Here is a 16349-nt window from a genome sequence, read left to right on the forward strand (position 1 = left end):
GTGCAGAGCAACGACATCGCCATCATCGGCATGTCCTGCCGGTTCCCCGGTGCTGACGACTACCGTCAGTTCTGGGCCACGGTGGAGGGCGGTCGCTCCCACATCGGTGAGGTTCCGCGCGGCCGTTGGGACTGGCGGAGGTACGCCGACACCGAGGGCCCGGGGACCAGCAGGTGGGGTGCCTTCCTGACCGATGTGGCAGGCTTCGACGCCGCGTTCTTCCGGGTGTCCCCGCTGGAGGCGGAGAGCATGGACCCGCAGCAGCGGATCATGCTGCACCTCGCCTGGTCCTGTTTCGAGGATGCCGCCGTACCTCCCGCGGAGCTGGCGGGCCGCGATGTCGGGGTCTTCATCGGCGCCTTCAACCTGGACTACAAGGGGCTCCAGGAGACAGCGGTACGCGAGCCGGCGGCGCACCACGCCACCGGGACGGCGGGTGCCGTCATCGCCAACCGCGTCTCCCACTTCTTCGACTTCACCGGCCCCAGCGTGACTGTCGACACGGCGTCCTCCGCATCGCTGGACGCCGTGCACCTGGCCGTGCAGTCCCTGCGGCAGCAGGAGTGCGGCCTCGCGGTCGCGGGCGGGATCAGCCTGGTGCTGACGCCCGAGCGGACCGTCTCCTTCTCCAAGGTCGGCATGCTCTCCCCGACCGGATCCTGCAAGACCTTCGACGAACGCGCCGACGGATATGTACGCGGTGAGGGCGGCGGCGTGGTGCTGCTCAAGCCGCTCGCGGACGCCGTCCGCGACGGCGACAGCATCCACGGTGTCATCAGGGGCAGCGCGGTCAGCCACGGCGGGCGGACCAGGAGTCTCACCTATCCCAGCGCCGACGCGCAGGCCAGGGTCATCGCGAAGGCCTTCGCCCAGGCGGGCGTCGCACCGGAGACCGTCGGCTATGTCGAAGCGCACGGCACCGGCACACCGACCGGCGACCCGATCGAGATCCGCGGACTGGTGGAAGGGTTCCGTGCGGCCCGGGGCGGGGCGGCGGACCCCGGTCCTGACCACTACTGCGGGCTCGGCTCCGTCAAACCCAACATCGGCCATCTCGAACCCGCCGCGGGAATCGCCGGTCTCATCAAGGTCCTGCTCTCGATGAAGAGCGGCACGATACCCGGCCTGCCGGACTTCGAGCGGCTCAACCCCGCCATCACACTGGACGGGACACCCTTCTACATAGCGGACGCCCCGAGGGAGTGGGAAGCGCCCCGCTCGGAGACGGGCGAGCCGCTCCCGCGCCGCGCCGGGGTCAGCTCATTCGGCTTCGGCGGGACGAACGCGCACGTCATCCTGGAGGACGCGCCGTCCGGTGAGCCGGTCACGCCATGGGCAGGGCCCGCCTATCTCATCTGTCTGTCCGGCAGGACCGCGACGGCACTGCGGCGGCGGACCGGTGATCTCGCGGACTGGCTCGGCCGGGCGGACACCGCCGCCGGTATCGACCTGATGAACCTGAGCGCCACGCTGCTGCGGGGACGGGAACACTTCGGCGTCCGGGCGGCCTTCGTCGTACGGAGCGCCGACGAGCTCCGCGACATGCTGGACCGATTCACGGAGACGGGCCACGCCGCCGATGGGGTCCACCACCTCGGCGAGGACGCGGGCGTGGGAGCGAGAAAGCTGAGACCGGGCCCTGCCGGCTTCCGTCTCGCCACGGAGCCGGCCGCCCCCGAGTACCTCGCGCACCTCTCCGACCTGGCCGAAGCCTTCGCCGCAGGCGCCGAACTCCCCACGGACAAGCTCTTCGCCGGGATCCGCACCGAGAAGCTCCGGCTGCCCACCTATCCGTTTGACGCACAGCAGTGGTGGATCACGGCCGACCCGGTGTCCGGAGTTCCCGTGCCCGAGGTCCCCGGGCCCGCAGCCCCGGCGTCCGATACCCCGGCGTCCGAAGCCCCGGTGTCCGCAGCTCCGGCGGAACGATTCTTCGCGAGACGCGACGACCGACCGGAGACGGCGGAACTGCTCCGGGCCGACCTCCGCCGCATCGCCTCCGCCGTCCTCAAACTGTCGGAGGACGGCATTCGGCCCGCCGACAACCTCTCCGACCTGGGCTTCGACTCCGTCGGCAACACCCGGCTGGCCACCGAGCTGAGCGAGTACTACGGCATCGGCCTCACCCCCTCGGACCTGTACACCCACTTCACCCTGGGCATGGTCCAGGACCACCTGCTCCAGGACCACGCCGAGGCCGTCGCCCGGACGTACGAGGGCAGGGGCGAGGAGACCGCCGACACCCCGCGCCCACGGCAGGACACCGCCCCCGTGCCCCAGCGGGACACCACCCCCGTACCCCGGCCGGAGCCCACTGCCGCACCCGCCGCGCCGTCCGGCGACGACATCGCCATCATCGGTCTCAGCGGGCGTTTCCCGCAGGCGCGGACCGCCGACGACCTCTGGGACATCATCGCGGGCGGCCGGGACGTGGTCGGGCCCCTCCCGGCCGAACGGCGACAGGACTGGGCCGGAGCACCCGGCGACCACCCGCCCCAGGGGGGATGGCTCCCCGGCGCGGCCGAGTTCGACCCGCTGTTCTTCGAGATCGTTCCCAGCGAGGCCGAGGCCATGGACCCCCGGCAGCGACTGCTGCTCCAGGAGTCCTGGCGGGCCCTGGAGGACGCGGGCTACGGCGCGGCCCGGCTGCGCGACAACACCATGGGCATGTTCGTCGGCGCCGAACAGGGCGACTACCAGCGGCTCGCCGGCAGTGGTGAGACCCTCACCTCCGCCCACGACGGCATCCTGGCCTCGCGCCTCGGCTACTTCCTCAACTTCTCCGGACCGGTCGTCGCGATCAACACGGCATGCTCCGCCGGACTGGCCGCCGTCCACCAGGCCTGCGCGAGCCTGCGCGCCGGCGAGTGCGACACCGCGCTCGCGGCGGGCGTCAACATCCTGGCGACCTCCCAGTTCTTCCAGCACGCCGACCGCGCCGGAATGCTCTCCGACGACGGCGTCTGCCGCCCCTTCGACCAAGGCGCCAACGGCATGGTCGTGGGCGAAGCGGTCGCCATCGTGGTCCTCAAGAGCCTGTCCCGGGCCGTGGCGGACGGCGACCGGATCCACGCCGTCATCCGCGGCAGCGGCATCAACTACGACGGCCGTACGAACGGCATCACCGCCCCCAGCAGGTCCGCGCAGTCCTCACTGCTGCGCTCCGTGTACGAGCGGTTCGGCATCGACCCCGGCGAGATCGGGCACATGGTGGCCCATGGCACCGGGACCCGGCTCGGCGACCCCATCGAGGTGAACGCCCTCGCCGATGCCTTCACCCCGTACACCGACAAGAAGCAGTACTGCGCGCTGACCTCCGTGAAGAGCAATCTCGGGCACACCCTGGCCGCGTCCGGCGTGGTGAGCCTGATCGGCCTGGTGCAGTCGCTGCGGCACGAGACCCTGCCCGCCAGCCTCCACTGCGAGCAGGACAGCGACTACATCGACTGGGCCCACAGCCCCTTCTACGTCAACAAGGAGACCCGGCCCTGGAAGAGCGGGCCCGGCGGGAAGCGACTGGGCGCGGTCAGTTCCTTCGGGATCAGCGGAACCAACGCCCATGTCGTCGTCGAGGGATACGAGCCACCCCCGGCCCCGGAGACCGGTGACCCCGCGCGGCGCCACCTCCTCGTCCTCTCGGCCAAGACCCCCGAGGCGCTCACCGCCGCAGCCGCCGAACTCCTGACCTTCCTGGAGAACCACGGTCACCGGCCGGCGGATCTCGCCCGGATCAGCGCCACCCTCCTGCTCGGCAGACACCACTTCGCCCACCGCTGCGCCCTGTCGGCGGCGACGGCCGAGGAGGCCGTACGGCTGCTCCGCCAGGTGGTCGCGGGGCAGGAGGGGGCCGACACCTTCCGGGGCGTCCGCCCACGGGACTTCGCACCGCAGGTCGCGCTCGCCGAGTACGCCGGTCAGCTCGTCGAGCGCGCGGGCGGCCCGGCCGAGGACCGGAGCAGGCACCAGGACACCCTCCGTGCGCTGGCCGACCTCTACCGCCAGGGCTACGACCTGGAGTGGGCTGGTCTGTTCGGCGACCGGGTCCCGCCGGTCACCTCCCTGCCCCTGTACCCCTTCACCCGTGAGGAGTTCTGGACCGGAGGGCGGCACGAGTCGGCGGCGGAGCAGCCGCTCGCCGCCGCCCCCGGCAGCGAGGACCTGCACTTCTATGTACCGCGCTGGGTGACGGCGGAATCCGGGGCGGAATCCGGGGCGGACACCGGGACGGAGACCGGAGCGGACGCCACGGCGGAACCGGGCTCCGTGCCCGCCCTGCTCGTCCTCGACGACGAACCGGCACGCGTCGCGCTCTTCCGCCGCCACTACCCGGGAACCGTGATCCAGGTACGGTCCGGCACGTCCTTCGCGGCCCACACCGCCGACCGGTACACCGCCGACCGGTACACCGTCGACCGGCGCGGCCAGGCGGACTTCGACCGGCTGCTCTCCGCGGTGGGCCCGGCGGGGCGGACACCGCTCGCCGTCGTCAACCTCTGGCCCCTGGCCTCGGACGGCTCGGACCGCACCATCGAGCTGGAGAGCCTCCTCCACTTCTTCCGGGCGGCACACCGCACCGGACTCGAACACGACCTCCGGCATCTGTCCGTCGTACCGGGTGAGCCGGGACCGGCCGGAGCGGCGGCCCAGTCGCTCGCGGGGTTCGCGCGCGCCATGACCCCGGTGAACCACCTGATCCGGATGAACACCCTGGAGTTCGCCGGGACGCCGGACGCCGGGACCGTGGTGGCCGGGGTGCTCGACGAACTCCGTGTCATCGAGCGGACCTCCGCCCGCGGCCAGGAGATCCGGCGGGCTGGCGGCCTCCGGTCGACCCGGGTGCTGCACCGGTGGACCGGCGGCACGGACGCCGCCCCGTCCGGACTGCCGCTGAAGGAGAACGGCGTCTATCTCATCACCGGCGGCGCGGGGGAACTCGGCGGCCACCTCGGCACCTATCTCGCCGAACAGTGCCGGGCGAGGCTCGTCCTGCTCGGCCGCCGGGCCCCGGACACGGGAGTGCGCCAGCGGATCACGGCGCTGGAGGCGGCGGGCGCACAGGTCGAGTATCTCCGCTGCGACGTCGCCGACCGCGACGCGGTGCGCGCCGCGCTCGACACGGCCCGGAAGCGGTTCGGCGGACTGGACGGCGTCTTCCACAGCGCGGGCGTCATGGGCGCCAGCGACGCACTGACCGTGTCGAAGAGCGAGTTCGACGGGGTTCTGGCGCCCAAGGTCCACGGCACCGTCCACCTGGACGAGCTGACACGTGAGGAGTCGCTCGACTTCTTCGTCCTGTTCTCGTCGATCGCCGCCCACCTCGGCGACTTCGGACAGGGCGGCTACGCCGCCGCCAACCGCTTCCTCGACGCCTATGCCCACCACCGTGAGGCGCTGCGGGCCGGGGGCGAGCGCCTCGGCCGGACCATCGCGGTCGACTGGCCCTACTGGGCCGAGGGCGGGATGCTCGGCGACATCGCGGACGACGCCACGTCGAAGGCCCTGTACTTCGACCACTCCGGCCTGCGCGGACTCGGGACGGCCGAGGGCATCCGGGCCCTGATGGCGATCCTGACCTCGGACGAGACCCAGGTCGTGGTGGCCAAGGGCGAGCGGAAGAAGATCGAGCGGGTCCTGCGCGTCGCGGAACGCGAGCCGGCGGACGGTGTCGCCCGGAGCGCGCCCCAGTCGGTGCGCCCCGTGGCCGAACCGGCCGGGACGGCCGCCCCCGACCTGTTCAGCGGGGCCGTCGGCTATCTCAGGGGCAGGATCTCCGAGATCTTCAGGATCGCACCGGAGCGCATCGACGCCGCCGCCGAACTCGGCGAGTACGGCATCGAGTCGATCCAGATCCTGGAGCTGCTGCGGCTGCTGGGGAAGGACTTCGACTCCCTGCCCGGCACCCTGTTCTTCGAGTACCGCACCATCCATGAGCTGGCCGGGTATCTCGTACGCGAACAGGCGGAGCGGCTGACCGCCCTGCTCGGCACCGGCTCTGCGCCTGTCTCCGTGCCTGCGGCCGCCCCGGCGGCCCCCGTCGCGCGGTCCAGGGTGACCGTGCCCGCCGAGGCGCCGGGCGGGCCCGGGCAGCCGGGGGCCGGCGGTGCCGGGCGCTCCCGCGATGTGGCCGTCATCGGGATCAGCGGCCGCTATCCGCACGCCGCCGACCTCGACCGTTTCTGGGACGTGCTGCGCCGGGGCGAGGACTGCGTCGAGGAGATTCCGCCGCACCGGTGGGACAAGGACGCGTACTACGACCCCGAGGCCAAGCCCGGCCGGACCACCGGCAAGTGGGGCGGCTTCATCGACGGCGCCGAGAACTTCGACAGTATGTTCTTCGGCATCCCGCCCAAGCGGGCCGCCGTGATGGACCCGCAGACCCGGCTGGTCCTCCAGGCCGCCTGGGCCGCCATGGAGGACGCCGGGTACACCCGGCAGGGCCTGAACCCCGACGGGACCGGCACGGTCGGCGTGTATCTGGGCATGACCTGGAACGAGTACCAGCTCTACAGCGGCCAGGACGTGTCCGACCGTGCGGAGGCCGCCAACCTGGTCTCGTACTTCTTCGACCTCCACGGCCCGAGCCTCACCGTCGACACGGCCTGCGCGTCCTCGCTGTACGCGGTCGCCATGGCGTGCGAGAGCATCAGGAGCGGCGAGACCTCGATGGCCTTCGCGGCGGGCGTGAACCTGTCGCTGCACCCCAACAAGTACGTGGCACTCAGCCAGATGAACTTCCTCGCCGCCGACGGACGGTGCCGCTCGTTCGGCGAGGGCGGCACTGGATACGTCCCCGGCGAGGGCGTGGGCTGTCTCCTGCTCAAGTCCCTGGACCGGGCCGTCGAGGACGGCGACCACATCCACGCGGTGATCCGGGGAGTGGCGACACGGCACGGGGGAAAGACCAACGGCACCACCGTCCCCAACCCGGCGGCGCAGGCCGATCTGATGGTCGCCGCGCTGCGGGACGCGGGGATCTCCGCGGACGACGTCAGCTGTATCGAGGCGCACGGAACCGGCACGGAGCTCGGCGACCCGATCGAGATCACCGGTCTGACCCGGGCGTTCCGCGAGGACACCGACAGGACGGGCTTCTGCTCGATCGGCTCGGTCAAGTCGAACATCGGCCATCTGGAGGCCGCGGCGGGCATCGCGGGCATCACCAAGGTGGTCCTCCAGATGCGGCACGGGATGCTCGCGCCCTCGCTGCACGCACGGCGGCTCAACCCCTACATCGACTTCTCCGGCTCACCGGTCCGGGTGCAGCAGGAGTTGGAGCCGTGGCGGCGGCCCACGCGGACCGTCGCGGGAGTGACCACGGAGGTGCCCCGTATCGCGGGCGTCTCCTCGTTCGGCGCCCACGGTGCCATCGCCAGTGTGCTGATCGAGGAGTACGACGCCCCGGACGTCCGTCCGGTCCCCGACGCGGCACCGGAGCTGGTGGTGCTGTCGGCGAAGAACGCCGAGCGCCTGCGGGAGAAGGCGGGCGAGCTGCTGCGCTGGCTCCCGGAGGGCGGCCGGGACCTCCGGATCGGCGATATCGCGTACACCCTCCAGACCGGCCGGGAAGCCATGGAGGAGCGGCTCGCCCTGCGGGTGGCGAGCCACGGCGAACTGCGGGACGGGCTGCGGGCGTTCCTCGACGGAGCCCGGGACACCGACGGTCTGCGCCACGGCCGGACCCGGCGGACCAGGGAGGCACTCGCGGAGTTCGAGGCCGACGAGGAGCGGCAGCGGACGGTGCGGCGCTGGCTGGAGCGCGGCGAGCACGGGGAGCTGATGGACCTCTGGACGGACGGCTTCAGCGTGGACTGGACCCTCCTCGCCCGCACCACGGCGCCGGCCCGGGTTCCCCTGCCCACGTACCCCTTCGCGGCCGAGCGCCACTGGGTGGCCGCCCCGCGGGCGGCGGAGGCGGTCACGGACGAGGGCGGTACCCGGCTGCACCCGCTGGTGCACGCCAACACCTCGACGCTGGAGGCCCAGCGGTTCGCATCGGTCTTCTCCGGCGAGGAGTTCTTCCTGCGGGACCATGTCGTCACGGGTGACCGTGTGCTGCCCGGCGTGGCGTATCTGGAGATGGCGCGGGCGGCGGTGACGGCGTCCGTCGAGAGCCGCCCCGATGGGCTGAGCCTGCGCAATGTGGTGTGGGCGCGCCCCGTCAAGGCGGACGGCCGGCCCGTCCGGGTGCGTACGGAGCTGTACCCCGCCGGGGACGACGGGATCGCGTTTGAGATCTCCAGCCTTCCGGAGACAGCCGGTGATGAGACTGCCGGTGACGAGGCGGGCGGTGTTGCGACGGCCGGTGGTGAGGCGGTTCCGGTCGTGCACAGCCAGGGCGTGGTTTCGCTCGGTGCGGCGGAGCCCGTCGGCCCGCTGGACCTGGCCGGTCTGCGGGCGGCGTGCGACGGGCCGCGGCTCGACGCGGAGCACTGCTACCGGAGCTATGAGCGGCTCGGTCTGGCGTACGGGCCCGCGCATCGCGGCGTCGAGAGCGTCTGGGCCGGGGACGGCCAGGCGCTCGCCCGGCTGCGGCTGCCCGCCGAGGTGCGGGACTCGTTCGCGGCCTGGGTGCTGCACCCGAGCCTGCTGGACTCGGCGTTGCAGGCGGCGATCGGTCTGGGGCAGGAGGACGCGGCCCGCGTCCCCTTCGCCCTGGACGAGCTGCGGGTCCTCGGGCCGTGTCAGGAGGTGATGTGGGCCTGGGTACGTCCCAGCGCCGACGACAGACCCGGGAGCCGGGTGCGCAAACTCGACATCGATCTGTGCGACGCATCGGGCACCGTCTCCTGCCGGTTCACGGGGTTCTCCGCCCGGCCCTATGGAACCGGGACCACCGGTAGCACCGACAGCACCAGTAGCACCGAGAACACCAGTAACACCGAGAACGCTGGCAACGCCGAGAACATCGAGAACATCGAGAACACCGGGCTCGGGGCCGTGCGCCCCACCCCGCCGGAGCTGCCCGGCAGGGCCGCCCCCGGGCCGCAGGACGCCATTCCTGCCACTCCTGCCACGCCCGCCGCACCGGCCGGCCCGGCCGTGAGCGGGCCGGGACTCGACGACCGGACCTCCCGGTACCTCATCGGACTGCTCGCCTCCGAGCTGGGCCTCGCCGAGGACCGGATCGACGCCGACGACGCGTTCGAGGTCTACGGCATCGACTCCGTCATGACGATGGCCCTGACCACCACGTTGGAGCAGGCCTTCGGCTCCCTGCCCAAGACCCTGTTCTTCGAGTACCAGAGCATCCGCGCCCTGACGGAGTACTTCCTGGAGGCCCACGCGGACACGCTGAACGGGCTGCTCGGCACGGCGACGCCGACAGCGGGGACCGGCCCGTCCGCCATGGACTCCGCGCCTGTCACTCCTGTCACACCTGTTGTGCCTGCCGCGCACGCCGTCGGCGCCTCCGTCACGGCCGTCGTACCGGCCGCGGCGCCCCGGCGGCGCTTCGCCCGGCCGACCGGGCCCGTGGCGCGGCCCCGCCCCGAGGGCCCCGTCGACATCGCTGTCATCGGACTGGCGGGCCGTTACCCGCAGGCCCGGAACGTCCGGGAGTTCTGGCGGAACCTGGCCGAGGGCAGGGACTCCGTCACCGAGGTGCCGCGCGACCGCTGGGACCACGGCCGGTTCTTCGACCCGGACGTGCACGCCGACGGCCGGACGTACTCCAAGTGGGGCGGCTTCCTGGAGGGGGCCGACCGCTTCGACCCGCTGTTCTTCAACATCTCTCCGCGTGAGGCGGAGTACATGGACCCGCAGGAGCGACTGTTCCTGGAGTGCGTACAGGAGACGTTCGAGGACGCCGGGTACACCCGTGCCGCGCTGGGGGCCGCCGGGGCCGGCAATGTCGGCGTGTTCGTCGGGGTGATGTACGAGGAGTACCAGCTGTACGCGGCCCAGGAGCAGGCCAGGGGCCGCAACCTCACCCTGGCGGGCAGTGCCTCGTCGATCGCGAACCGTGTCTCGTACTTCTTCGATCTGCACGGACCGAGCATGGCCGTCGACACGATGTGCTCCTCGTCGCTCACGGCGATCCAGCTGGCGTGCCAGAGCCTGCTGACGCACGGCTGCGAACTGGCCGTGGCGGGCGGGGTGAACCTCTCCGTGCACCCCAACAAGTACCTGATGCTCGCGGGCGGCAAGTATCTGTCGAGCAAGGGGCAGTGCGAGAGCTTCGGCCAGGGCGGCGACGGCTATGTGCCGGGCGAGGGCGTCGGTGCCGTCCTGCTGAAGCCGCTGGCGAAGGCGGAGGCGGACGGCGACACGATCCACGGCGTGATCCGGGGCGTCGCCGTCAACCACGGCGGCAAGACCAACGGCTACTCCGTGCCCAACCCCCGTGCGCAGTACGACGTCATCGGCCGGGCGCTGCGCGAAGCGGGCGTCGACGCGCGGTCGGTGAGCTATGTCGAGGCGCACGGCACCGGCACCTCCCTGGGCGACCCGATCGAGGTCGCGGGCCTGGCCAGGGCATTCCGTGAGTACTCCGACGAAGACCAGTTCTGTGCGATCGGTTCGGTGAAGAGCAACATCGGCCATGCGGAGAGCGCCGCCGGTATCTCGGGGCTGACCAAGGTCCTGCTCCAGATGAAGCACGGGCAGCTGGCGCCCTCGCTCCACTCAGAGGTGCTGAACCCGCACATCGACTTCGCGAACAGCCCCTTCTTCGTCCAGCGCGAGCTGACCGAATGGCGGCGCCCGCTGTCGGACGACGGGACGGAGCTGCCGCGCGTCGCCGGGGTGTCCTCCTTCGGCGCCGGCGGCTCCAACGCCCATCTGATCGTGGCGGAGTACATCCCCGGTCCGCGGCTCCGGCAGCCGCAGCAGGGCCCCGAGGTGGTCGTGGTCTCCGCCAGGACCCCGGACGCCCTGCGGCAGCGGGCCGAGCGGCTGGTGGAGTGGCTCGCCGGTGAGGAGGGTGCCGGGGCCTCGCTCGCGGATGTCGCGCACACCCTGCGGACCGGCCGGGACGCGTTCGAGGAGCGCCTCGGTCTCGTGGCGGACACCACCGCCGGGCTCGTCGCCGGGCTGACGCGCTTCCTCACCGAAGGCGGGGCTCCCGGTCTGCACCGGGGCACGGTCAAGCGGCGCAAGGACGACGCGCTCCACCTCTTCAGCGCGGACGACGACATGGCCCGCACGCTTGCGGCCTGGGCGGAGAAGGGCAAGTTCGACAAGCTGCTCCAGCTGTGGGTGACGGGCGTGGCGGTCGACTGGGACCTGCTGCCCCGGCAGGGCGTACCGCGGCGGATCTCCCTGCCCTCCTACCCCTTCCAGCGCGAGCGCCACTGGCCCACCCTGACCACCGGGACCGGGGCTTCGTCGCAGGCGGCGGCCCTGCTCCACCCGCTGGTGCACACGAACACCTCCAGCCTGACCGGGCAGCGGTTCACCTCCGTGTTCACCGGGGACGAGTTCTTCCTGGCCGACCACCGGGTGCACGGCGAGCGGGTGCTCTCCGCCGCTGCCTGCCTTGAGCTGGTACGGGCCGCTGTCGAGGCCTCGCTGGACGAGCCGTACGCGGTGCTGACCATCGCCGACGCCGTGTGGGCGCGCCCGGTCACGGTGGACGGGGAACACCGGTCCGTCGAGGTCCGCCTGCTCCCCCGGGGAGCGGACGAGATCGGCTACGAGATCGTCGGCCCGCGCTCCGGCGCGGACCCGGTGGTCCACGGCGAGGGCGTGGTGCGGCTGTCGCGGGAGCCCGCCATGGACCCCGCCGGGACCGAGCTGGACATCGAGCGCCTCCGCGCCGCCTGCGAGGGCACCACGGTGGACGCCGACCGGATGTACGACTGGTTCCTGGCCCAGGGCATCACCTACGGGCCCGGCCACCGGGGCGTCGAGCGGCTGTGGATCGGCGAGGGCGGGGCCATGGCCCGGCTGACGCTGCCGGACGCCGTCGGCACGACCCTGCCGGAGTACGGACTGCACCCCGCCCTGGTGGACTCCGCGCTCCAGGCGTGCGTCGGTCTCCTCCCGGGGGACGGGCCGCAGCGTGAGCTGTTCCTGCCGTTCGCCGTGGACGAGGTGCAGGTCCTCGGCGCGTGCACCGCGTCGATGTGGGCGTGGGCGCGGACCGCCGACGGCACACCGGTGGCCGCGGACGCCCCGGTGCGCCGTCTCGACATCGATCTCTGCGACGACGCGGGAACGGTCTGCGTCCGGCTCCGGGGCGTCGCACTGCGGGCGCTCCCGGCGGGGCGGCGCGGAAGCGGTCGGCCCCTGGCCGAAGAGCCCCTGGGCGGGCTGCTCGCCGCGCCGCGCTGGGTCGCCCACGACCGGGCCCGGGAGGCGGACGGGGCGACGCCCGCCGCGCTGGCCCTGCTCATCGGTCTTCCCGAGGTCGCCCGGGTGCTGCGGGCGCGCGGGGCCGGCCGGGTCGTGCTCCTGGACTCTCCCGAGGTGAGCGTCGACGGCCGCTACTCCGACCACGCCCGGCAGGTCCTCGCACGGGTCAAGGAGCTGCTCGGCGAACGGACGCACCACCCCGTCCGGCTCCAGCTGGTGGTTCCCGCGGACGCGGACGCATGGCTGTGGACGGGTCTGGCGGGCATCCTCAGGACGGCTCAGCTGGAGAACCCCCGTATCGCGGGCCAGTTGGTCCTGGTCGACCCGGCGGACGGCCCGGAACGTGCCGCGTCCGAGGTGGCGGCCGACCGGTCCGCGCCGCAGGACACGGCGGTCCGCTACCGGACCGGTGTGCGCGAGGTGCTGGAGTGGCACGAGTCCGATTCCGGGTCCGAGCCCGAGTCCGATTCGGAGTCCGGATCCGGATCCGGGTCCGAGCCGCCGCCGTGGAAGGACGGCGGTGTCTACCTGATCACCGGTGGCGCCGGCGGGCTGGGCGCGCTGTTCGCGCGGGACATCGCCACCCGGGCGGACCGGCCCCGGCTGGTGCTGACCGGGCGGACCGCGCGGGACGAGGGCAAGGACGAACTGCTGGAGCGGCTGCGGCTGCTGGGCGCCGAGGCGGAGTACCGGCAGGCGGACATCGCTGTCGCGGAGGACGTCGTCTCGCTGGTGGAGTGGACCCGTCGGACATACGGCGGGCTGGACGGCGTCCTGCACTCCGCCGGGGTGCTCAGGGACGGTTTCATCCTCGGGAAGACGCCCGAGGACCTCTCCGCCGTCCTCGCCCCGAAGGTCTCGGGACTGGTGCATCTGGACGCCGCGACCCACGACGCCGACCTGGACTTCCTCATCCTCTTCTCGTCCTTCACGGGCGCGTTCGGCAATGTGGGACAGGCCGACTACGCGGCGGCCAACGGCTTCATGGACGCCTTCGCCGCGTACCGGAACGGACGCGTGGCGCGGGGCGAGCGCCGGGGCCGCACGGTGTCGGTGAACTGGCCGCTGTGGGCCGACGGCGGGATGCGGGTCGACGCGGGCGTGGAGGAGTGGCTCCGGACGCGGTTCGGCCTGGTTCCGCTGCGCGAGGAGACCGGGGTACGGGCCCTGTACCGGGCGCTGGCCGCCCCGGACGACCAGGTGCTCGTCCTCGAAGGCGACCGGGCCCGGATGCGGCACACCCTGCTGACCGCGCCTGCGGCCGGGACCGAGGCCGGGACCACGGCCGCGTCGCGGCATACGGAGGACCGCCGCCCGGCACCGGCACCGGCATCAGCACCGGCAGCGGCACCGTCGGCGCCGGTGGCGGGGGAGCGGGCGGAAGCCCTGGCCGGCCGCGCCGAGGCCTACTTCAAGAAGCAGCTGTCCTCGGTGATCGGCCTGCCCCCGGCCAGGATCGACGCGGAGGCGGCGCTCGACGACTACGGCGTCGACTCCGTGATGACCATGACCATGACGCGGGCCCTGGAGGAGGTCTTCGGACCGCTGTCGAAGACCCTGTTCTTCGAGTACCGCACCATCGAGGCGCTCGCCGCGTACTTCCTCGAAGCCCATCCGGAGCGCATGCGGGAGCTTCTGTCCACGGGGGAGACCGGCGCCGGCGCCGGGGAAGCGGTCCGTGCCGCCGCCTCGACGAGCGCCGCCGGGCAGCAGCGCGCCTGGCGGGTCTCCGCGACCCTCCCCGCCGCACTCCCCGCGCGGGCCACCGCCCCGGAGGCAGTGGCTCCGGAGGCCGTCGCCCCGGGACGTACCGACATCGCGATCGTCGGCCTGGCGGGCCGCTACCCCCAGGCGCGCGACACGGCGGAGTTCTGGGAGAACCTCGCGGCGGGCCGGGACAGTGTCACCGGCATCCCGGAGTCGCGCTGGGACCACGGGCCGTTCTTCGATCCGCGCAAGGACGCCGCCGGGACCTCGTACAGCCGATGGGGCGGGTTCCTCGACGGTGTGTACGAGTTCGACCCGCTGTTCTTCAATATCTCGCCGCGCGAGGCGGAGATCATGGACCCGCAGGAACGGCTGTTCCTCCAGTGTGTGTACGAGACCCTGGAGGACGCCGGGTACACGCGGGGCGGCCCGAGGCACCGGACCGGCCGGGTGCTGGACGGGCAGGTCAGCGTCTTCGTCGGCGTGATGTACGAGGAGTACCAGCTCTACGGGGCCCAGAACCAACTGCTGGGCGGCGGTTCCGCGGTGGCGGGCAGCTCGGCCTCCATCGCCAACCGGGTCTCGCATGTCTTCGGCTTCCACGGCCCGAGCCTGAGCCTCGACACCATGTGCTCGTCCTCGCTGACCGCCGTTCACCTCGCCTGCCAGAGCATCGCCTCCGGCGAGTCCGACGCGGCGGTCGCGGGCGGTGTCAACCTCTCGCTGCACCCGAACAAGTACCTGCTGCTGAGCCAGGGCAGGTTCGCCGCCACCGACGGCCGGTGCCGGAGCTTCGGCGCGGGCGGCGACGGCTATGTGCCGGGCGAGGGCGTCGGCGCGGTGCTGCTGAAGCCGCTGGCGAAGGCCATCGCCGACGGGGACCGGATCCACGGGGTCATCAAGGGCACCGCCGTCAACCACGGCGGCGGCGCCGGGGGATACACGGTGCCCAGCCCGAAGGCACAGTCGGAGGTGATCGGCCGTGCCCTGGCGGCCGCCGGGGTCAGCCCGCGCGCGGTGAGTTACATCGAGGCACACGGCACCGGGACCGCGCTGGGCGACCCGATCGAGATCACCGGCCTGTCGAACGCCTTCCGTGACGGCGGTGACGGCGGTGACGGTGGCGCCGGCACGGACGACCGGCAGTTCTGCGCGATCGGCTCGGTGAAGAGCAACATCGGCCACGCCGAGAGCGCCTCGGGCATCGCGGGCATCACCAAGGTGCTGCTCCAGCTGCGCCACGGCAAGCTCGCGCCGTCCCTGCACGCCGAGACCCCGAACCCGCACATCGACTTCGCGGACACCCCGTTCGTCGTCCAGCGGGAACTGGCCGACTGGACCCGGCCCGTACTGCCCGGTGGCGGTACGGGAACGGAAGCGCCGCGCATCGCCGGGATCTCGTCCTTCGGCGCGGGCGGATCGAACGCCCATGTCGTCATCGCGGAGTATCTGCCGGACGGCCACCAGGAGACCTCCTCGCCCGCCCCCGCGCTCGGCGCGGTGGTGCCGCTGTCGGCACGCACCGAGGACGGGCTGCGAGCGCTGGCCGGGAATCTGCTGACGTGGCTGGAGCAGCCGGCGAACGCCGCCGTCGAGCTGGCCGATGTGGCGTACACGCTCCAGGTCGGCCGGGAGGCGATGGAGGAACGCCTGGGCGTGCTCGCCGCCTCCCTGCCGGAGCTGGCGGCGGCGCTGCGCGCCTTCCTGGCCCCGGACGGCGCCCCGGACGGCGGCCAGGACGGCCCGGCGGGCGGTGCCACCGGGGACGTGGTGCGCGGTTCGACCCGCAGCGACAGCGGTGTGCGGACGCTGCTGGGCGCCGACGCCGACCTGGGCACGATGGTCGCGACCTGGGCCGCCAAGGGGAAGTACGACAAGCTCCTGGAGCTGTGGGTGAACGGTGTGCCCGTCGACTGGAGCGTCCTCTACGACGGCCGTCCGCCGCGCCGCATCGGCCTGCCCACCTACCCCTTCGCCCGCGAGCGCTACTTCCCCTTCGACGGCCAGCCGCTCACCGGGGCCCAGCACGCCGGACAGGCCCAGTACGCCGGTCAGATTCAGAACGCCGGTCAGGTTCGGTCCGCCGGTCAGGTCCGGCCCGGCGCGTCCGCCGGGCGGGAGCGCCCGCGACCCCTCGTCTTCACCGAGGGCTGGGAGCCCGAGCCCCTGCCGGAGCCGGTGGCGGGCCGGGCCCGGCGGCTCGGCAGCGTCGTCGTCCTCTGTGACGGTGCCGGGGACCGGGCCGAGGTCGCGCGGGCGGTCCGTGCGATCGACCCCGACGCCCGCGTCGCCTTCCTCGGGCAGGGGACCGAATGCCGCCGGATCTCCCCGGATGTGTACGAGGTCCG

1 protein-coding gene (cut by a window edge) is annotated in these 16349 nt (G+C 72.7%); it reads left to right on the forward strand.

All coding sequences use genetic code 11. The features are described from left to right. Positions 1-16349, forward strand: partial view of an SDR family NAD(P)-dependent oxidoreductase gene (locus ABT354_RS00015; RefSeq protein WP_351486670.1) — the 5' portion only. It continues 12280 nt past the right edge of the window; the window shows 16349 of its 28629 coding nt (coding positions 1-16349); its start codon is at positions 1-3; its stop codon lies off the right edge, out of view.

Source organism: Streptomyces sp. NPDC000594 (assembly GCF_040299965.1).
Lineage (GTDB): Bacteria > Actinomycetota > Actinomycetes > Streptomycetales > Streptomycetaceae > Streptomyces.